The following is an 18,472-nucleotide window of genomic DNA, read 5'->3' as shown; positions in this document are numbered from 1 at the left end:
CCCCCTGTCAGCGCACCCCGGTATGGCCGAATCCACCCGTTCCCCTGGCGCTGTCGGTGAAAGTATCCACTACCTGCAGCCCTACGCGTGCAATTGGCATCACCACCAACTGTGCAATACGGTCCCCGGGTTGCACCGTGAAGGCCTCGCGGCCACGATTCCAGGTGCTGATCAGCAGCGGGCCCTGGTAGTCCGCGTCAATCAGACCGGTGCCGTTGCCCAGCACGATGCCGTGCCGATGGCCCAGCCCGGAGCGCGGCAGGATCACCGCGCACAGGTTGGGATCGGCGATGTGGATGGCGATGCCACTGGGAATCAGCGCGGCGTCGCCGGGCTGCAGGGTGAGTTCGGTCTCCAGTGCGGCGCGAAGATCCAGCCCGGCGCTGGCTTCGGTGGCGTAGGCCGGCAGGGGCCAGGTATCGCCGAAACGCGGGTCAAGCAGCTTGACCTGCAAGGGCTGGAGCGACGGATCAACACTCATGCATGCAACCTCTGGGCAATCAGGGACAACAGTTGTTCGGCCAGGCGCGTCTTGCTGGTGCCGGGGAAGGCCTGTTCCCCGCCCTGCCAATAGGCCGTAGCTGCATTCTCGTCGCTTTCGAAGCCACCGTTTGCGATGCCGACCTGATTGGCGATCACCAGATCCAGGCGCTTGTCGATCAGCTTGCCGCGCGCGTACTTCTCGACATCGTGGGTTTCGGCGGCAAAACCGACCACTAGCTTCAGCGCGTTGGTCTGCTGCGCGACCTCGGCCAGGATGTCCGGCGTGCGCACCAGTTCGAGGGTCAACGTCTGCGTTCCTGCGGTCTTCTTCAGCTTTTGTGCTGCGATCTGGCGCGGGGTGTAGTCCGAGACGGCGGCGGCCCCAATATAGATGTCTGCCGGCAGCGCATCGAGCACGGCGGTGCGCATCTGCGCGGCCGAGCGCACGTCCACGCGCTGCACGCCCGGCGGCGTGGCCAGATGCACGGGCCCGCTGACCAGCACCACCTGCGCGCCCTGGCGGGCGGCGGCGGCGGCCAGGGCATAGCCCATCTTGCCGCTGCTGCGGTTGCCGACGTAGCGCACCGGGTCGAGGTCTTCGTAGGTGGGGCCGGCACTGATGACCACGCGCAGGCCCTGCAGCTCCTGCGAAGTGGCATCACCATCTGCAGCGGCCGGAGCGCGCAGCGCCGCCAGCGCGGCGACGATCTGATGTGGCTCGCTGAGCCGGCCAGGGCCCGACTCGCCTTCGGCGAGCGGGCCATCTTCCGGGCCGATCACCTGCGCGCCACGCTCGCGCAGCAGGCCGATGTTGGCCTGGGTGGCCGGGTGCAGCCACATGCGGTGGTTCATCGCCGGGCACACGGTCAGCGGCGCGGTGGTGGCCAGACAGAGGGTGGTGACCAGGTCGTCGGCGTGGCCGTTTGCCAGCCGCGCCAGCAGGTCAGCGGTGGCCGGCGCGACCAAGATGCGGTCGGCCCAGCGCGCCAGCTCGATATGACCCATGGCCTGTTCGGCCGCGCTGTCCCACAGCGTGGTCCGGGTGGGCTGGCCTGACAGGGCCTGGAAGCTGAGCGGGGTGACGAACTGCTGGGCACCGGCGGTCATCGCCACCTGGACCTGGGCACCGGCATCACGCAGGCGTCTCACCAAGTCCAGCGACTTGTAGGCCGCGATACCGCCACCCACGCACAACAACAGCTTCTGGCCGTCCAGCGGGCGCACCTGCGCCGGGGATGCCTGGGGGGAGTCAGCCACCTGCGGAATTCCTGTAGATCTGAGGCCGCTAGCTTACCCGATGCGATGTGGCGGCCCTGATGCGCCAGGGGCATGAGTGGGGGATTTCTGGTTATGAGCGGTGCTCGCCCACGTGGCTCAGACCGGTCGATAGATCGCGCACAGCTTGTTGCCATCCGGGTCGCGGACGTAGGCCAGCCACGCCGCGCCCATGGTGCTCTCACGCAGTCCCGGCGGGGCCTCGATGGAGGTTCCGCCGGCAGTCACCGCCGCATCGTGGAAGGCCTGGACCTGTTCCGGCGACGTGCACTTGAAGCCGATGGTGGCCCCGTTGGCGGGCGTGGCCGGCTCGTCGTTGATCGGCTGGCTGACGCAGAAGCTGCTGCCGTCATGGCGGTAGAAGAGGCGGACATGACCGGAGTCGGCACGGTTCTCATACGGCTCGCGCGCGCCGAACACGCCACCCAGCACCGCGTTGTAGAAGGTCTTGGACCGTTCGATGTCGTTGGAGCCGACCATGACGTGGTTGAGCATGTGCCACCCGGATGCCAAAAATGGAGAATCCGATGGTAACGCCAATGACCCAGAAGGAAGAGGCTGATGCTGCGCTCGTTGCTGCGGTGGCTGTCCCAACCCCATGTCCCGGTTGCGCCCTTCCACCATGACGACCGCTTGACCCTGATCTGGGACGAGGACAGAGATCGCTGGACCTGCCCGCTACCCGAACTGGGTGAAGCTGCGATGGTGCTGGTGGACGCAAGTGAGAGCGAGCCAACACCGGCTTCGTGCGAGCTGATTCTGCGCGAACGTGGACGCATGCAGACCCACCTCGCGGTCGCGCGCAGTTACTTGATGCAGACATGCGGTGACACGATCCAGACAGCCGATCACCCTGACGCAGGGGTCGAGCGCCTGGTGCCAAGAAGCATGGAGATTGTGGAGCATGCCCGGGATCACGCCGATTTCAGCCTGACCTTCCATGACACCTTTGAACCGGGTTCGATCTGGATGGTGCACTTCAAGCAGGACCAGCCGGTTGGATGGGGTCTGGATGACTGAGCCCGCCATTACCCGTATTTCATCCCAAGTGTCTGACGTTTCGTCGGCCTGATCGCGCCTACATCGCAGGGCGGCTTGTTCGGACGATTGACGCCGGGCAGTCTGACCATCCATTCGGAACCGAGGCTTGCCGATGCAAAGGGACGTCTACATGCGTACGTGGACAGGGTGGTTGGTGGCATCCCTCTCTCTATTAACGGCACCCGCGGTGCTGGCCAAGGCACCCTCCGATGCCTGTCGGCTTGCCGGCGTGGCGACGAAGGACGCAACGGTTCACCAACCTTTCCAGATCGTTGACGGGCGTATCTACGTGCAGGCCACGGTTAATGGAAGCGGCCCCTACCGATTCGCAGTCGACACTGGAGCAAGCGGCATGGGGCGGCTGGATGAGAGTCTGGTCGCCCTGATGGGCCTGCAGAGGCACGGCGTGGCCACGACCTCAGATGGCGTCAACACGGCCGAGGTCGATACCACCCGCATACAGTCGTTGTCCTTGGGCGCGCTGGTTCACCGCGACCTTGAACTGATTACCCGGAACTACAACAAGCGCAACAGCCCCGAGGCTGCGTTCCACGGCATTCTCGGCCGTGAGTTCTTCGGCAATGGCCTGTTGGTGATCGATTACCCGCGCAGAATCCTGAGCTTCACGCAGCGTCATGCGATCTCGCCTTCAGACAAGAACGCCCTGCCCTATGAGCGTGCTTTCCGCATTCCCGTCACCGTTGCCGGGCACGCGCTTGTCGCCCAGCTGGACACGGGAGCCAACGTCAACCTGGTGCTGCCCCAGGCAGTTTATGAAGGGATCTGGGACGCGCCGCTGCAGGACGCGGTGCGCTCCCAGCTGACCAACGGTCAGCTGGAGACATGGCGCGCGACGTTGCAGGGGCCGGTGCGTGTGGGCCAGGCAAACCTGGAGGACGTGGAGATCAGGGTTTCGGCAAAGTTTCCCGGACCACTGGTAGGTGCAGAAGCGCTGCAGCAGAGTGTGGTGCTGATCGACCAGCGTTCAAAAACCGTTGCGGTCTGCCGCTGACTACCTGCTGCCTTCTTTCACTCGCAAGGCAACGTTCACGCCACCCGGGAAATGGAGCTCCAGCGTATCGGCTTGAGCTGACGGTTCTCCGGTAGCCACCAGGCGCATTCCACTGTCAGGCGAGACCAGTTCCATCGGCCCTTTGGCAACCAGATCCCGCAGGCCACGGCCCTTGCGCGACCAGCCAAGGTGACCCTCGGGCTGCACGGTGACCTCGAACCGCTCAGCGGGGAAATCGCGCAACTGGTACTCGCCGACAAACCGGGCCGAGATCTCCGGGGTGAGTGCCGAGGTGGTGACCATGCTCGACGGCGCTGCGTCCGGCCATCGCCAGGTGTCTGCGAGCGCACGGGCGATCTCGTGGGTGAGGGTCATGCCTTCGTCGGCATTGGTCATGATGGCCGCACCCTGGCAGGTATCCGGGTACATGAGCCAGAGCGTGCGATAGCCCACCGGAGCCCCGGTGTGGCTGAACTTTCTCGGCTTGCCTTCGGGCGACACCTCCACACCCAGCCCCCAGTTGCCGATCTGGCGCTGCATCATCTGCTTGGCCATGTCAGTGTCCAGCACACCGGGCTTGCCGCGCAGGGAGTGGACCAGATCGATGCCCAGACGCGCCAGGTCTGACGGCGTTGACCACAGCCCGGCGGCGGCCTGTTCCGGATACACCCGCCAGCCACCCGGGATGGGGGTGCCGTCGGCCAAGGTGCCCGTGGCAGCTTGTCGCGCAGACGCAGCGTCCAACGGTTGTTGATAGGTGCTTTCCTTCATGCCGGCCGGTGCCAGCACGGTGTCGCGCATCAGCGGTGCGAACTTCTGCTGGGTGGTGTCTTCCATCAGGAGCTGGGTCAACACGAACCCACCGCCCGAGTATCGCCACGCCTTGCCTGGCTCGGCTTCAATGCGTACTGCCGGCGTATTGGCCGGCGCGGTCCCGTCGAGTATCTGCTCCAGGCTGGGTAACGGCTGGTCACGTGGGTAGCCCTTGAATCCCGCGACGTTCAAACCTGCGCTATGGGTCAGCAGGTTCCGCAGGGTGACGTTGCTGTCAGCGAATTCACCCTGGCGCGGCAGCTGCCAATGGCGCAACTGGGTGGAAATGTCCTCGTCCAGACTCAACTGTCCTGTCTGGACCAGCGCCAGCGCGCCCACAGACGCGACCACCTTGCTGACCGATCCGGCCGCGAATCGCGTGTGCGCATCCACCGGGCGGCCATCCACGGTGGCGCTGCCAAACCCGCGTGCCTCGACGACCCGACAATTCTCGACCACGGCCACGCTGACGCCGGGCACGCCGTAATGGCGCATGCGTTCTTCAATGGAGAATCGCTGGTCGGGCGCGGTATCCAGTACCAACTGGCGGCGCAGCGCGGTGCTGAAAGCAGGCGCATCATCCGCTGCAGCCACCTGCGGAATGAGCAGGCCGATGGTCAGAACCGAAGCCACTGCCCGGGAAAGTTGAGAAAGACTCCAACGCGCCATGATCATCCTTGGTGGGAAAACTCGGGCGGCCCGCAGACTGGCAGCTGCGCATGGATGATTGCCTTTCTCGCTGCGGGGATTCAAGCTCCCTGGTGCCCGGCAGGGCGAGAGGCGCTGGCACGAACCGTGACCAGCCCCGCATAATCGGAAAAGGCTGCCCAACCAAGGATGACATCTTGAACACCCGACACATTGCACAGAGTCTGTTCCTGGCGGGAACCGCCATTCTCCTCGCCGCCTGCAGCCGCAAGCCCACCGAGTTCGAAACCTCGTTCGTTGACGGATGCGCCGCCAACGCCGCCCGCAGCGTCTGTCAGTGCACGTTCGATGCCGTACACAAGCACTACGGCGACAAGGGCATGGCAGAGATCAACGAAGGCAAGGTTCCTGAAGACTTCGCCATGGCATTGGGCGGGGCCATGGAGCAGTGTTCGGGCAAGCAGTAGATCACGATCGGCGCTGCTGGAACCTCGGCACGCCCCGCAACTGCTCCACCAACCACCGCGCCTGCCCCGACAGCGGCCATTCGGCGCGGTGGATCAGCCACAGCGTGTCGATCACGGGATCGCCACAGTCCACCACGCGCAGCGCCTCAGGGTGAGCGAACGACTCGCGCGCGTGTCGCGGGATGACCGTGAACCCCAGGCCGCGCGCTACCGGTTCCAGAATGAGTGCGACCTGATTGGTGAAGCCGTGAACCGGCAACGTGCCGATGCCCGGGTTGCCCGGGTAGCGGCGGGATAGCAAGCGGGTGGCCATGCCGCGACCGTCCGGGTGGTCGATGAAGCCCAGCCGCTGCAGGTCAGGCCATTGCTCCACGTTCTCACCCGCGGGTACAACCAGTTCCAATGATTCCTCGGTAAACGGCGTAGCAACCAGCCGGGGGTCTTCCGGCCTGAGCGTCACCAAACCCAACTCGTATTGCTTCTGCAGCACCGCCTGCAGGATGTCCGGGTCGGGTGCAAAGCGATGCCGGATGCAGAGACCCGGATGATTGTGCTGGTAGTCCAGCAGGATGGGATAGAGCGCCAGACCCACACTGCCCGGGGTGATGAAACTCACCTCACCCACGTCGGTATCGGCATCGCTGAGGCTTGCCCGCAGCCTGCGCTCGGCGCGCGCGGTGTCCTCCACGTAGGCGAGCAGCGCCACGCCCGCGGGGGTCAATTCGATCTGGCGCGGCCGGCGGATGAACAGTGGACCGAACTCAGCCTCCAGGTGGCGGACGTGCTGGCTGACCGCCGCCTGGGTGAGTCCCAGCGCGTGGGCGGCGCGGGTGAAGCCGCCGGTGCTGGCGACGGTGGCGAATGAGCGCAGCCATTGCGGGTTGTGCATAAGAAATTCTTATCCGAAGGATAAGGTTCGATTAGATCATCAATGGGTCCGGGGTCCCTACCCTTATCGGGTGAAATTCCCCCACCCGAGACCCTGATGGCCGCCCTGTTTACCCCGTTCCAGCTGAAAGACGTCACCCTGCGCAACCGCATCGCCATTCCGCCGATGTGCCAGTACTCCGCCCATGAGGGCTACTTGAGCGACTGGCATGCGCCCCATTACGCCAGCATGGCCCGTGGCGGGGCCGGCCTGGTGATCGTGGAAGCCACCGCCGTGTCCCCGGAAGGGCGCATCACTCCCGGGTGTGCGGGATTGTGGGAAGACGGCCAGATCGAGGGCATGGCCCGGGTCGCCAGCGCGATCAAAGCGGCCGGTGCCGTGCCCGGCATCCAGATTGGTCACGCCGGGCGCAAGGCCAGTGCCAACCTGCCTTGGGAAGGCGATGACCACATCGCCGAAGGCGACCGTCGCGGCTGGCCGACCCTGGCTCCCTCGGCCATTGCCTTCGGTGCGGGCCTGCCGAAGGTGCCCGGTGAGATGACCCTGGACGCCATTGCGCGGGTGCAGGCTGACTTCGTGGCATCAGCGAAACGCGCACTGGCGGCCGGCTTCCAATGGCTGGAGCTGCACTTCGCACACGGCTATCTGGCGCAGAGCTTCTTCTCGCCGGTGGCCAACCAGCGCACCGACCGCTACGGCGGCAGCGCGGAGAACCGGGGCCGGTTCCTTCTGGAAACACTCGCAGCCGTGCGCGCGGTGTGGCCGGAACACCTGCCGCTGACCGCGCGTTTTGGCGTGGTGGAGTACGACGGACACGACGACAGCTTCTATCCCGAAGCCGCGCACCTGGTACGGCAGATGCGCGACGGCGGGCTGGACCTGATCGATGCCAGCATTGGTTTCTCCACGTTGAACAGCAAGGCACCGTGGGGACCGGGATTCTTCGTACCGGTGGCCGCGCGGTTGAAGCACGACGTGCAGATGCCGGTGGCGGCCAGCTGGTGCATTGATGATCCGCACATGGCGGAGAAGGCCGTGGCCGAGGGCAGCATGGATCTGGTGCTGATCGCGCGGGCGCATCTGGCCAATCCGCACTATCCGTATCAGCTGGCGATCGCGCTGGGTGAGGAGAATCCGGCGTGGACCCTGCCGGCTCCGTATGCGCATTGGTTGTCGCGGTATCGCGGGCCGGGCAAGGGTGCTGCGCAGTAAAGATCGGTTTGAGACAGGGCCCTCGGCAGCGAACTGCCAAGGGCCTTTTTTGAAGACGCTGGCAAAGCTTGTCATCGCCTGGCAAGCCTGCTGCAACTAGCGCACAAACAGTGTCTGTGAATCGCATGCAGTCTCGTAGGTCGAGTCACCTCGACGAGGCGGAGACTAAGCGGCGCGTGATCCTTCGTCAATCGTAGGAATCGATCAGATCAGAAAGCTTCGAGGCTATTGGCGACACTGCCACGCTCGCCGGTCCGAACAAGCTACTCCATCGAAAACTCCGGGATTTCAGGCAATTTTCGTGGCGATGTCGCTCATGGCCTCGCGGCTGTTTGAAGGAAGGCGTAGCGTCCATCTGATGCCGTGTGACAACTCCACCCATTGTCAATCGCAGCTACTGGTCAACAAATGAGCACGTCCGGATGGACCAACGAAGCAGAAAGACAAAGTGGCTTGTCTACACGGTCCTGATCGGCCTGATACCGATCATGGCGAGGCTGATGGCATGGGCGGTCACCAAAGAGGGCGTCGTCGACATCCTCTCGATCTCTGATGTCATCGCGTTTGGACTGATCCTGCAGATTTCGAACATCAATGAGATCGAGCACATCGCGGACCCCGGCAGGGAGTGGAAGACCGCACAAAACGGAACTTCCATCATGTTGGTCTCGCTGTACTGCGTTCTTTACACGCTCGTTCTGGTCGGATCCTCAGTCATTGAGAGCGCCGCCCTGACGGTCTGCGCAGTTGCGCTTATCGCGGCGTCTCTTCTAACGAGCCGTGTAGTGCTCAGGAAAATTTCCACTTCACTCAAGCAGAATACTGGAGAACCAATATGACAACGTTCGTGGTCGTCGCCTCCGTCGTGATTTCTATTCTCGGCCTTGCAACAGGCGTCTACTCGGTCCTGGCCGACCGAAAATACAGAGTGGACAAGCGTGATGCAAAGGATCAGTAACTGACCAACGAAGGCCGCTGGAGCGCCCTATGGCAGACGGCGGGGCGACTCTTATGAAGCGCGGTCGTTCTTCGGAGATCTCTCCAACCCCAATAACCGCAGCGAGGGAGCGAAATCATGATCACCATCATCGTCGTAGCAACCACCATCGTCGCCTGCGTGGTAGGCATCAGCGTCGCCATCTGGACGATCATCGATACGCGCCGGAGGCGGCGTCACGTTGCCGATGGGGATCGCAGCCACTGACCCGCATCATCTGCGATGACAATCAAAGACTGGCCGGAACAGGACCGTCCCCGTGAGAAGCTCATTGCCCGGGGTGCTGCAGCACTGACCGATGCAGAACTGCTTGCGCTGCTGATGGTCACAGGCCGCCGGGGCATGGACGTTCTGGAGAACGCCCGGTTGCTGCTCAACGAGCACGGCCCTCTACGCAAGCTGCTGGATATGCCGCCGGAAGAGATGCAAAAGCTGCCAGGGCTGGGCGTTGCGTTGGCCTGCAAGCTGCAGGCGGCGCTGGAACTGGCGCACCGGCATCTGCGCGCTACGTTGGACAAGGGCGAAAGCCTGGACCCCCATGCAGCGCGCCGCTACTTCCACCAACGGCTTCGCGGCCGGCCGGTGGAGGTTTTCGCGGCCCTCTTCCTCGACAACCGCCACCGCATGCTGGCTTTCGAAGAATTGTTCTCGGGCACGATCGACGCGACCGGGGTCCACCCCCGCGAAGTGGCCCGTCATGCCCTGCTGCACAACGCAGCGGCCGTGATCGTCGGCCACAACCACCCCTCCGGGCATGCCGAGCCCTCGGCGGCAGACCGGCATATCACCGTGGAGCTGAAAGCGGCGCTGGAGCTGGTCGGGGTGCGGCTGCTGGACCACATCGTGGTCGGGGAGGGGGAACCGGTGTCGATGGCCGAGCGCGGGTGGCTGGGGCGGGTTTGAGCTGAACGGGGCGGTCAGGTCGAGGTATTAGACGGTTCGTCGTGGGCCGGCCAACGGCCGGCGCTACCGGGTTACCCCCCTTGCTGGGGGGCGGTTCAATGGTTTGGGGCCCATCTGGGCTAAAATTGCCGATTCCGCCGCTCCAGTCTCAAAGCAGGCCTTGTGAAAAATCTCCTCCGCGCCCTGATCAACCAGGGCATTGAAGCCCTGCGTGCCAACGGTACGCTGCCGGCCGATACCCTCACCCCGGACTTCGTGGTGGAACGCCCGAAGACCCGTGAGCACGGCGATTTCGCCACCAATGCCGCGATGCTGCTGGCCAAAGCCGCGCGCAGCAATCCGCGCGCCGTGGCCCAGGCTCTGGTCGATGCACTGCCGAAGAGCGACGACGTGACCGGCGTGGACATTGCCGGCCCGGGCTTCATCAATTTCCGCCTGGCTGCCAGCGCCTACCAGCGCGAGGCCGCCTTCGTGCTGAAGGAAGGGGCTGATTACGGCCACAACCTGAGCGGCAACGGCCGCACCGTGGGCGTGGAATACGTGTCGGCCAACCCGACCGGTCCGCTGCACGTCGGTCACGGCCGGGCCGCCGCCATCGGCGACTGCCTGGCGCGCCTGCTGGACGCCAACGGCTGGAACGCCAAGCGCGAGTTCTATTACAACGACGCCGGCGTTCAGATCGAAAATCTGGCCCTGTCCACCCAGGCCCGCGCCAAAGGCCTGAAGCCTGACGACGCCGGCTGGCCGGAAGCGGGCTACCGCGGCGACTACATCCAGGACGTGGCCGATGCCTACCTGGCCGGGGCCAAGGTCGAGCTGGAAGGCCACACCGTGGTCGGCGAGCGCGATCCGGACAACCTGGACGGCATCCGCCGCTTCGCCGTGGCCTACCTGCGCAACGAGCAGAACCAGGACCTGGCGGCATTCGGGGTGGATTTCGACATCTACTTCCTGGAAAGCTCGCTGTACAAGGACGGCAAGGTCGAAGAGACCGTGGCCCAGCTGAACGCGGCCGGCCATACCTATGAGGAAGGCGGCGCGCTGTGGCTGCGCTCGACCGACTTCGGTGACGACAAGGACCGCGTGATGCGCAAGTCCGACGGCACCTACACCTACTTCCTGCCGGACGTGGCCTACCACCTGAGCAAGTGGCAGCGCGGCTACGAGCGCGCCATCACCGAACTGGGTGCGGACCACCACGGGTCGCTGGCACGCGTGCGCGCCGGCCTGCAGGCGCTGGACGTGGGCATTCCCAAGGGCTGGCCGGAATACGTGCTGCACCAGATGGTGACGGTGATGCGCGGCGGCGAGGAAGTGAAGCTGTCCAAGCGTGCCGGCAGCTACCTGACCCTGCGCGACCTGATCGACGAAGCCGGCCGCGATGCGACCCGCTGGTTCCTGATTGCGCGCAAGCCGGATTCGCAGCTGACCTTCGATATCGATCTGGCCCGCCAGCAGAGCAATGACAATCCGGTGTTCTACGTGCAGTATGCGCACGCCCGCGTGTGCAGCCTGCTGCGCCAGGCCCAGGAAAAGGGCCTGAGCTTCAGCCAGGGTGACGCCGCGGCGCTGGCCACGCTGGGCGATGACGCTTCGCTGTGGCTGATGGTGGAAATGTCGCGCTTCCCGGAAGTGGTGGAAGCGGCGGGTATTGCACTGGAACCGCACCTGATCGCGCAGTACCTGCGTGAATTGGCGCACGCCTTCCACACGTGGTATCACGGCACGCAGGTGCTGGTGGCTGACGATGCCGAGCGCAATGCCAAGCTGACGCTGGCGTGCGCGGCGCGCCAGGTGCTGGCCAATGGCTTGAAGCTCCTGGGCGTTTCCGCCCCGGAAAAAATGTAATCACTGGAGTAGCAGTAAATGGCAGCACGACGCGGCAAGAGTCAGGCACGGCGCAACAGCAGCCAAGGCACGCCCGGGTGGGTGTGGCTGGTGGCCGGCGTGGCGATTGCCGCAGTGGTGTTCCTCGCGGCACCGAACCTGTTCAAGAGCGAAGGTGACGGCTTCCTGCGGGTCGGCCCGCAGCCGAACCCGAACGCGCAGCCGGCCCCGGTGAGCGACGCCGACACCGACGTGGGCACCGAGCTGCCGCGCCCGGGTGCGACCAAGCCCGCCGAACCGGCCAAGCCGGCGGCCACCCAGTACGACTTCTACACCCTGCTGCCCGGCAAGGAAGTGGAAATGTCGGACGCGGAACTGGCGGCCAGCACGCGTGCGGAAGAACAGCGTCGCGCCAAGGCGGAAGCCCAGCGCGCGCAGGCGGCCCTGGAAGGTCGCCCGGTACCGGCGGCCGCGGCGACCTCCACCTCGGTTGCGTCCACCGCGCCGGCGGCGACGACAATGCCGGCTCCGGTGAGCGAGCGCCCGGCGGCGGTCGCCGCAACCCCGGCCGCCACCCCCGCCGTGGCGGCACCGAAGCCGGCTGAGCCCGCTTCCGCCGCCGCCGCAACGACAACGGCTCCGGCTGCTGACAGCAACGTGCGTTACATCCTGCAGGCCGGTGCCTTCGGGGCCTCCGGCGATGCCGAGGCGACCAAGGCCAAGCTGGCGATGCTGGGCCTGGCGGCACGGGTAGAGTCGGCGCAGATCAGCGGCAAGACCGTGTACCGCGTGCGGATGGGGCCGTATGGCACCGCCGGCGAGTTGGCCGAGGCCAAGCAGAAGCTGTCCAGCAGCGGCATGCAGGCGATGGCAATCAAGGCGCAGTGACCGACATTGGCCTTTGAGCCCTTTGCTGTAACGGTTGGCCTTGAGCCATGAAAAAGCCCCGCTTGCGGGGCTTTTTCTTTTTCCGACGGTGCGGACGACGCGCATGGCGCGTCGCTACGCGGTTTCTCAGTCGCGCGCGACCTGGAAGCCGGCGAACGACTGGGTCACCGGCATTACTTCGAGGCGGTTGATGTTCAGGTGCGCCGGCAGGCTGGCGACCCAGAAGATCTGCTCGGCGATGTCCTCGGCGGTCATCGGATTGGCTCCGCTGTAGAGCTTGTCCGAGGCCGCCTGGTCGCCATGCGTGCGGACCACGGTGAATTCGGTTTCGGCCATGCCCGGCTCGATGGTGGTCACACGCACGCCGGTGCCGTGCAGGTCGGCGCGCAGCCCCAGCGAGAACTGACTGACGAAGGCCTTGGTGCCGCCGTAGGCGTTGCCGCCCGGGTACGGGTACACGCCGGCGACCGAGCTGATGTTGATGATCGCACCCTTGCGCTGCACCAGCTGCGGCAGCAGGCGGTGGGTCAGGGTGACCAGCGCGGTGACGTTGGTGTCGATCATGGTGCGCCAGTCGTCCAGCGAGGCGTTCTGGGCCGGGGCGGTGCCCTGGGCCAGGCCGGCGTTGTTGACCAGCAGGTCAATGCCGGCGAACTCAGCCGGCAGCGCGGCCAGCGCCGCTTCCATCGCGGCACTGTCGCGCACGTCGAAGGCGGCCGCGTGCACCAGGCCCGGATAAGCGTCCACCAGCGGCTGCAGGCGCTCGGCGCGGCGGCCGGTGGCAATCACGCGCCAGCCGGCCTTGGCGAAACAATGGACGGCAGCGGCACCAAAGCCGGACGTGGCACCGGTGATCAGGGCAGTACGGGTCATCGCGGGTCTCCGTGAGAAGTCCCGCCCATTTTCGCACTGGATGAACGCGCGTGTGTTGCCCGCGCTGGCGGACTCAGCGGATGCGGAACACGCGCGCCTTGGGCAGGTCTGCGTCGACCTGGAGGAACCAGCGCCCGGCGATGCCCGGCACCACCACGATGGCGGGGTTGATGACCGGCTTCTTGAGCTTCATGTCACCTTTGAGCACCTGCCACTGCTGGCCGTTGTCGAGGCTGAACACGGTGCCCGGCTGCCAGCCGTCCACCGTTCCGGTGACATGGGCTTCGATGGGACCGTCGTCGAGGCCGGCGAACATGGGGGCTGCCGTCGGGGCCTGTGCCGGAACCGGCGCGACCGGCGCAGGCGCGGCCGGAGCCTGCTGCTCGGCCTCACGCAGCAGGCGGTTCAGGGTCTGCAGCTGGTTGGGGGTGAGCCCCACCTCGGCCAGCGCCTGCGGGTCCACGCGCTGCTCGATTGCCACATACGGGGCCTGCGCGGCGGCCGTTGCGGCCAGCCAGACCATGCCCACACCCGCCAGTACCTGCCACCTGCGCATTGCCCGCTCCACCTGGAATTGATGCCTGAGGCCGGCACTGTGCTTCACTTTCATGGCAGCCAGATGACAGCCGTAACGACTGCAACCGGGGCAACCGGCCGCCCCGGGGTAAAATGGCAGCCAGCCGCGCAGCCGCGCCGGCGGTACTGGAACCCCCATGATCAACAACGATGTACTGCGCAGCATCCGCTACATGCTCGACCTGAGCGACACCATGGTCGCCAACACCTGTGCCCTGGCCGACCCGGCATTCGTGGTGGACCCGGCCGATGTGGCCGGTTGGCTGCGCAAGGAAGACGAGGCCGGCTTCATCGCCTGTGATGACCGCAGCCTGGCCCACTTCCTGGACGGCTTGATCGTGCACTACCGCGGCCGCGACGAAAGCCAGCCGCTGCGTCCGGTGGAAAAGCGCATCACCAACAACCTGGTACTGAAGAAGCTGCGCGTGGCCTTCGAACTGAAGGACGTGGACATGCATGCCATCTTCGAAAGCGCCGGCTTCCCTGTCTCCAAGCCGGAACTGTCCGCCCTGTTCCGTCAGCCGGACCATAAGAATTACCGCGCCTGCGGCGACCAGATGCTGCGCAACTTCCTGAAGGGACTGACCCTGCGCGTCCGTGGTTGAGACGCATGCGCCGCTGAGCCGCTGGCAGGTGTTGCTGATGGCCTTCGCCACGGGTGTGGCGGTGGCCAGCAACTATTACGCCCAGCCGCTGCTGCACACCATCGCCGAGTCGCTCGACATCAGCTTTGCGCGGGCCGGCATGCTGGTCACCGCCGCGCAGCTCAGCTACGGGCTGGGGGTGATCCTGCTGGTGCCGCTGGGCGACATGTTCGAGCGCCGTCGGCTGATCGTGGTGATGTCCTTGCTGTCGGCGGCCGGCCTGGTGATCAGTGCACTTAGCCAGCAGTTCCTGTGGCTGGTGGTGGGCACCGCCTTGACCGGCCTGTTCTCGGTGGTGGCGCAGGTGCTGGTGCCGTTCGCCGCCACCCTGGCCCGGCCGGAAGAGCGCGGCCGCGTGGTCGGCGTGATGATGAGCGGGCTGCTGCTGGGCATTCTGCTGGCACGCACCGTCGCTGGCGCACTGTCCTCCTTGGGCGACTGGCGCACGGTCTACTGGATGGCCGCGGGAGCGATGGTGCTGACCACGCTGGCGCTGTATCGCACTCTGCCCCGTTTCCATGAGCATGCCGGGCTGGGCTACTTCGCACTGCTGCGCTCGATTGGCACCTTGTTCGCGCAGGAACCGGTGTTCCGCCTGCGCACGCTGCTGGGCGCGCTGAGCTTTGCGATGTTCGCCATCTTCTGGACGCCGTTGGCGTTCCTGCTGGCGGCCGAGCCCTACCACTACAGCGACGCCACCATCGGCTTGTTCGGACTGGTAGGCGCGGCCGGCACGCTGGCCGCAGGTATTGGCGGGCGTCTATCCGATCGTGGCAAGGCCGGTCTGGCCACCACGGTGGCGCTGGTGCTGCTGGCGGCGTCGTGGCTGCCGCTGGGGTTCTCCGCGCACTCGCTGATCGCGCTGCTGGTCGGTGTGATCGTGCTCGACCTGGCCGCGCAGCTGCTGCACGTGAGCAACCAGAACGTGGTGTTCGCCTTGCGCCCTGAAGCACGTAACCGGCTCAATGCCGGCTACATCACCGGGTATTTCATCGGCGGCGCACTGGGTTCGCTGGTCTCGGCGCAGATGTACCAGCGCTTCGGCTGGACCGGCGTCTGCCTGACCGGCGCGACCGTGGCGATGATGGCGCTGCTGGCCTGGGGCCTGCGCAAGCGCTGAGCGGGGTCGCCGGGCACAGGCCCGGCGCACCCGGTGGTACCCCTCAGAACGCGGTCTGGATCGCGAACTCCACCCGTGAACCGGCGTTGCTGCCGAACAGGCGCTTGCCTGCATTGTCGGTGTCGTGCGCGGTCAGGCGCAGTTCCCACGGGCCATGCACCTTCCAGATGGCGCTCAGCTGACCGTGCAGGTAATCGTCGGCGTACTCCTTGTCCAGGAAGTACTGGCCTACGGCAGCTTCGATGCGCCACTGATCGTTGATGGGGAAACGCGCGCCGAGCTGGGCGTAGGTACCGGTGGTATCAGACGCCAGCGCGTCGTCGGACACGCCCATGCTCAGCCAGTAGTTGCCCTTGAAGGTCACGGTGCCGTTGAGCTCGGTCCAGTCCAGATCGACACCCTGGTCGGTGGACGGGTACATGTAGTGGGTCAGGTTGACGTCCAGGGCCCAGTCTTCCGAGAGCGAACCGCCCCAGCCCGCCACGAAGTCGAACTCGCTGCGTGCGCCGGCGTCCGGCTCGAAAGACACGCCCGAGCCCCAGACCGAGCCGTACCAGCCGGACTCACTGCTGAGCTTGACGCCAGCCTGCACGGTCGGGTCTTCCAGGGTCTGCGAGCTGCCGCGCCAGACATAGTCGGTGGTCAATGTCGCGTTGCCGTCCACGCCGGCCAGCGCCGAACCACTGATCGCCATGCCGATCACCAGCGCCCCCATGCGGCGCATCGTGCGCCCTGCTGCCTGCTTTGCCACGTTGAAACACTCCAGAAAACGGCCACGCCGTTGAAGCGCCCAGTGTCGCCAGCACGGGCATAACGGAGCCATTCGCGCGGGGCAGCCACGGCGCAAATTCCACGTAAAGACCGCGACGGAGCCTTCAGCTCACGCGCGGTATCATGGGGGCCTTGAATCCTGCAGCGAGAATCACGTGGACGCGATCCTGACCCCGGTGTCGATTGGCGAACTGATCGACAAGATCACCATTCTGGAAATCAAGGCCGAGCGCATCACCGATGCCGGCAAGGTCGCCAATGTCCGCACCGAGCTGGATGGCCTGCTGCCGCTGTGGCACCAGCAGCTGTCCGCGCAGCCGGGCCTGGACGCGCTGAAGTCGCAGCTGAAGGTCATCAACGAACGCATGTGGGACATCCAGGACCGCCTGCGCGACAAGGAAGCCGCCCAGACCTTCGATGACGACTTCATCCAGCTGGCCCGCGGCGTCTACGGCACCAATGGCGAGCGGGTAAAAGTGAAGAACGAGATCAACCGCATCGCCGGCTCGCACCTCGTAGAAGAAAAACAATACCAAGGCGAATAACCGCGTAGAGCCACGCCCTGCGTGGCTGCACCACCATCATCGTTCCGCAGTACCCCCAGCCCCCAACGCCCGCCCCAAAAACCCCAACACCCGCGGCCCCGACTCCCGATCCGCCCATGCATACCCCTCCGGCGTACCACCGACCGGAATGTACGGGCCGGTCTGATGGCGGAAGGTCGTGGGCTGCAGGAACGGCGTAATCAGATGCCCGGCATCCGCGAAGTAAGCCACTTCATCCGGCTGCGGAATGGAGCGCCGCTCGCGCAGCCAGCGCTGCGCCACCGCGGCCATCCGCGCCGAGTCGCCCAGCTGGTCATCGCCTCCAGCCACAAGCATCACTGGCCCGTTGATGCGTTCAATCGGCAGCATCGCGTGCTCCAGGACCTGCGCCTGCTGCGCCGTCGGACGCGACCAGTCGGCACCTTCATCGAAGGGCAGATACCCCAGCGACTGTCCCCGGTATGAAAGCGCCGGCAGGTCCACACCCCGGAAATCCGCAGGCGGCACATCACGCGCAATGCCCCGGAACGGCGCAGGGCTGCCGACCCACGACACCACGGCACGAATGCGTGGGTCATGCGCCGCAGCCGCCATCGCCACGATGCCGCCCCACGACCCGCCCATCACCCCGATCCGCTGCGGGTCCACCCCGCGTTGCCGCTGCAGCCAGTCCACCGCCTGCAGTACCGGTTCGATAGGCACGCCGATCAGGTCCTTCGGCCGCCCAGGTACGCGGTAGTACGCCACTGCCAAGGCGACGTAGCCATTGCTGGCCAGCCAGGACGCATAGGCGCTGGCGCTGTCGATGCCGCCTTCAGCTCCGCCCAGGGTGATGACGGCCGGTCGGGGATTCCCGCTGGCGTCCGTCGGTCCGGGCAGGTACAGCCGCGCCGTTACCCCGCCGATGCGCACTTCGCGGGCCGTCACCGCTGGAGTGGACAAGTGACGCAGCAGGGTGTGTTCGCCCAGCAACTGGCCATTGCGATAGGCGGAGAGCCGCATCGGCACCGGCGCGAAGGTGAGGGCGCCGGGCTGCATGCGCTGCGGCAACGGGCTGGGACTGCCGTTGCCACTTTCCGGCCGCATCGACCAGATCAGGCCACTGGCATCCACGCCACGGTAGGTTCCCTGCTGCGCTGCGGCCACCTTCGTGTCCATCACTCCCTCCAGGTCCGCACGCAGCAGCGCGCGCGACTGCCAGCGCTGTCCGCGCGCATCGTGCATGTCCAGGCGTAGTTCCACCGGCTCGGTGGCACCCAGTCCGGTCACGCGGATCTGCGGAACGCGATCGGCCCCTTCTTCCAATACCCCAACGTGCAGTTCGGCAGCACCCAATGGCGCGGCAAGCGCCCACATCAGCAAGGAAAAGCACACGCGCATGGACCGGGCCTCTGATTGATCATGGCCGGCAATCATGAGGTCGGGACCTATTCGGCGACACTCGATTCGCCCTGCCATGGTGCCAACCGGGCGCGCACTGGCACCAAC

21 protein-coding genes are annotated in these 18,472 nt (G+C 65.7%); 12 read left to right on the top strand and 9 right to left on the bottom strand.

The genetic code is table 11. The features are described 5' to 3' along the window. Positions 1-7: 7 nt before the first annotated feature. From dut to PDM29_RS09070, 3 genes are all read right to left on the bottom strand, one after another. Complete coding sequence (gene dut, locus PDM29_RS09080) at positions 8-481, bottom strand: dUTP diphosphatase (RefSeq protein WP_125361218.1); 474 nt, start codon at positions 479-481, stop codon at positions 8-10. Then, a complete protein-coding gene (gene coaBC, locus PDM29_RS09075) occupies positions 478-1,740 on the bottom strand; it encodes a bifunctional phosphopantothenoylcysteine decarboxylase/phosphopantothenate--cysteine ligase CoaBC (protein ID WP_311193507.1) in 1,263 nt (420 codons plus the stop codon). Before coaBC ends, dut begins: the two co-directional genes overlap by 4 nt. A gap of 117 nt (positions 1,741-1,857) precedes the next feature. Continuing rightward, positions 1,858-2,253: a VOC family protein gene (locus PDM29_RS09070; RefSeq protein ID WP_311193506.1), complete on the bottom strand. Its 396-nt coding sequence runs from the start codon at positions 2,251-2,253 to the stop codon at positions 1,858-1,860. Between the two features lie 66 nt (positions 2,254-2,319). Here PDM29_RS09070 and PDM29_RS09065 point away from each other — a divergent pair, with 66 nt between their 5' ends. Both PDM29_RS09065 and PDM29_RS09060 read left to right on the top strand, forming a co-directional pair. Then, the gene (locus tag PDM29_RS09065) at positions 2,320-2,778 is read left to right on the top strand and encodes a hypothetical protein (RefSeq protein WP_311193505.1); all 459 of its coding nucleotides are present in this window, start codon (positions 2,320-2,322) and stop codon (positions 2,776-2,778) included. A 175-nt stretch (positions 2,779-2,953) separates the two neighbouring features. Continuing rightward, positions 2,954-3,811 (top strand): aspartyl protease family protein, encoded by an 858-nt coding sequence (locus PDM29_RS09060; protein WP_311193504.1) that lies wholly within the window; start codon positions 2,954-2,956, stop codon positions 3,809-3,811. Here PDM29_RS09060 and PDM29_RS09055 read toward each other — a convergent pair whose 3' ends face one another. Beyond that, positions 3,812-5,257 (bottom strand): serine hydrolase domain-containing protein, encoded by a 1,446-nt coding sequence (locus PDM29_RS09055; RefSeq protein WP_311193503.1) that lies wholly within the window; start codon positions 5,255-5,257, stop codon positions 3,812-3,814. A gap of 212 nt (positions 5,258-5,469) precedes the next feature. Here PDM29_RS09055 and PDM29_RS09050 point away from each other — a divergent pair, with 212 nt between their 5' ends. Then, positions 5,470-5,739, top strand: coding sequence for a hypothetical protein (locus PDM29_RS09050; protein WP_311193502.1), 270 nt, complete (start codon positions 5,470-5,472; stop codon positions 5,737-5,739). Position 5,740: 1 nt separating this feature from the next. Here the strand turns inward: PDM29_RS09050 and PDM29_RS09045 are convergent, their stop codons facing one another. Beyond that, complete coding sequence (locus PDM29_RS09045) at positions 5,741-6,628, bottom strand: LysR family transcriptional regulator (protein WP_311193501.1); 888 nt, start codon at positions 6,626-6,628, stop codon at positions 5,741-5,743. Positions 6,629-6,724: 96 nt separating this feature from the next. Between PDM29_RS09045 and PDM29_RS09040 the strand changes: the two genes are divergently transcribed. The 6 genes from PDM29_RS09040 to PDM29_RS09015 all read left to right on the top strand — a co-directional run bounded on the left by PDM29_RS09040 (position 6,725) and on the right by PDM29_RS09015 (position 12,455). Next, positions 6,725-7,840, top strand: a complete 1,116-nt coding sequence (locus tag PDM29_RS09040) for an NADH:flavin oxidoreductase/NADH oxidase (RefSeq protein WP_311193500.1) — start codon at positions 6,725-6,727, stop codon at positions 7,838-7,840. A gap of 422 nt (positions 7,841-8,262) precedes the next feature. Beyond that, positions 8,263-8,679 carry a hypothetical protein gene (locus PDM29_RS09035; protein WP_311193499.1) on the top strand — a complete coding sequence of 139 codons (417 nt, stop codon included), beginning with the start codon at positions 8,263-8,265 and terminating at the stop codon, positions 8,677-8,679. Positions 8,680-8,915: 236 nt separating this feature from the next. Beyond that, complete coding sequence (locus tag PDM29_RS09030) at positions 8,916-9,044, top strand: hypothetical protein (RefSeq protein ID WP_311193498.1); 129 nt, start codon at positions 8,916-8,918, stop codon at positions 9,042-9,044. A 15-nt stretch (positions 9,045-9,059) separates the two neighbouring features. Further along, a complete protein-coding gene (radC, locus tag PDM29_RS09025; RefSeq protein ID WP_311193497.1) occupies positions 9,060-9,740 on the top strand; it encodes a RadC family protein in 681 nt (226 codons plus the stop codon). Between the two features lie 162 nt (positions 9,741-9,902). Next, on the top strand, positions 9,903-11,588 hold the full coding sequence (argS, locus tag PDM29_RS09020) for an arginine--tRNA ligase (RefSeq protein ID WP_311193496.1): 1,686 nt from the start codon (positions 9,903-9,905) through the stop codon (positions 11,586-11,588). Positions 11,589-11,606: 18 nt separating this feature from the next. Further along, positions 11,607-12,455: an SPOR domain-containing protein gene (locus PDM29_RS09015; RefSeq protein ID WP_311193495.1), complete on the top strand. Its 849-nt coding sequence runs from the start codon at positions 11,607-11,609 to the stop codon at positions 12,453-12,455. A gap of 126 nt (positions 12,456-12,581) precedes the next feature. Here the strand turns inward: PDM29_RS09015 and PDM29_RS09010 are convergent, their stop codons facing one another. Both PDM29_RS09010 and PDM29_RS09005 read right to left on the bottom strand, forming a co-directional pair. After that, positions 12,582-13,328 (bottom strand): SDR family NAD(P)-dependent oxidoreductase, encoded by a 747-nt coding sequence (locus tag PDM29_RS09010; protein ID WP_311193494.1) that lies wholly within the window; start codon positions 13,326-13,328, stop codon positions 12,582-12,584. A gap of 73 nt (positions 13,329-13,401) precedes the next feature. After that, positions 13,402-13,884: a hypothetical protein gene (locus tag PDM29_RS09005; RefSeq protein ID WP_311193493.1), complete on the bottom strand. Its 483-nt coding sequence runs from the start codon at positions 13,882-13,884 to the stop codon at positions 13,402-13,404. 157 nt (positions 13,885-14,041) lie between these two features. Here PDM29_RS09005 and PDM29_RS09000 point away from each other — a divergent pair, with 157 nt between their 5' ends. Further along, positions 14,042-14,509: a YehS family protein gene (locus tag PDM29_RS09000; protein WP_125359676.1), complete on the top strand. Its 468-nt coding sequence runs from the start codon at positions 14,042-14,044 to the stop codon at positions 14,507-14,509. A 37-nt stretch (positions 14,510-14,546) separates the two neighbouring features. Next, positions 14,547-15,668, top strand: a complete 1,122-nt coding sequence (locus PDM29_RS08995; RefSeq protein ID WP_311193753.1) for an MFS transporter — start codon at positions 14,547-14,549, stop codon at positions 15,666-15,668. 43 nt (positions 15,669-15,711) lie between these two features. Here PDM29_RS08995 and PDM29_RS08990 read toward each other — a convergent pair whose 3' ends face one another. Next, entirely contained in the window at positions 15,712-16,392 is a 681-nt protein-coding gene (locus tag PDM29_RS08990; protein ID WP_311193752.1) for a TorF family putative porin, read from the bottom strand. Between the two features lie 202 nt (positions 16,393-16,594). Here PDM29_RS08990 and PDM29_RS08985 point away from each other — a divergent pair, with 202 nt between their 5' ends. After that, entirely contained in the window at positions 16,595-16,984 is a 390-nt protein-coding gene (locus PDM29_RS08985; RefSeq protein WP_125359677.1) for a DUF6165 family protein, read from the top strand. Positions 16,985-17,020: 36 nt separating this feature from the next. On the opposite strand, the gene PDM29_RS08980 is transcribed toward PDM29_RS08985, so the two are convergent. Continuing rightward, entirely contained in the window at positions 17,021-18,364 is a 1,344-nt protein-coding gene (locus PDM29_RS08980) for an acyl-CoA thioesterase/bile acid-CoA:amino acid N-acyltransferase family protein (protein ID WP_311193492.1), read from the bottom strand. Positions 18,365-18,472: the final 108 nt, after the last annotated feature.

It is taken from the genome of Stenotrophomonas oahuensis (assembly GCF_031834595.1).
Lineage (GTDB): Bacteria > Pseudomonadota > Gammaproteobacteria > Xanthomonadales > Xanthomonadaceae > Stenotrophomonas > Stenotrophomonas oahuensis.
This window is presented reverse-complemented; position numbering and strand designations above follow the sequence as displayed.

Bases quoted from the DNA above. Each gene is read 5' to 3' on its own strand.
- PDM29_RS09040 (WP_311193500.1), top strand. From the start codon at position 6,725: ATGGCCGCCCTGTTTACCCCGTTCCAGCTGAAAGACGTCACCCTGCGC.
- PDM29_RS09010 (WP_311193494.1), bottom strand. From the start codon at position 13,328: ATGACCCGTACTGCCCTGATCACCGGTGCCACGTCCGGCTTTGGTGCC.
- PDM29_RS09030 (WP_311193498.1), top strand. From the start codon at position 8,916: ATGATCACCATCATCGTCGTAGCAACCACCATCGTCGCCTGCGTGGTA.
- PDM29_RS09045 (WP_311193501.1), bottom strand. From the start codon at position 6,628: ATGCACAACCCGCAATGGCTGCGCTCATTCGCCACCGTCGCCAGCACC.
- PDM29_RS08980 (WP_311193492.1), bottom strand. From the start codon at position 18,364: ATGCGCGTGTGCTTTTCCTTGCTGATGTGGGCGCTTGCCGCGCCATTG.
- PDM29_RS09065 (WP_311193505.1), top strand. From the start codon at position 2,320: ATGCTGCGCTCGTTGCTGCGGTGGCTGTCCCAACCCCATGTCCCGGTT.
- dut (WP_125361218.1), bottom strand. From the start codon at position 481: ATGAGTGTTGATCCGTCGCTCCAGCCCTTGCAGGTCAAGCTGCTTGAC.
- radC (WP_311193497.1), top strand. From the start codon at position 9,060: ATGACAATCAAAGACTGGCCGGAACAGGACCGTCCCCGTGAGAAGCTC.
- PDM29_RS09070 (WP_311193506.1), bottom strand. From the start codon at position 2,253: ATGCTCAACCACGTCATGGTCGGCTCCAACGACATCGAACGGTCCAAG.
- PDM29_RS08990 (WP_311193752.1), bottom strand. From the start codon at position 16,392: ATGCGCCGCATGGGGGCGCTGGTGATCGGCATGGCGATCAGTGGTTCG.
- PDM29_RS09005 (WP_311193493.1), bottom strand. From the start codon at position 13,884: ATGCGCAGGTGGCAGGTACTGGCGGGTGTGGGCATGGTCTGGCTGGCC.
- PDM29_RS09035 (WP_311193499.1), top strand. From the start codon at position 8,263: ATGGACCAACGAAGCAGAAAGACAAAGTGGCTTGTCTACACGGTCCTG.
- PDM29_RS09000 (WP_125359676.1), top strand. From the start codon at position 14,042: ATGATCAACAACGATGTACTGCGCAGCATCCGCTACATGCTCGACCTG.
- PDM29_RS09015 (WP_311193495.1), top strand. From the start codon at position 11,607: ATGGCAGCACGACGCGGCAAGAGTCAGGCACGGCGCAACAGCAGCCAA.
- PDM29_RS08995 (WP_311193753.1), top strand. From the start codon at position 14,547: ATGGCCTTCGCCACGGGTGTGGCGGTGGCCAGCAACTATTACGCCCAG.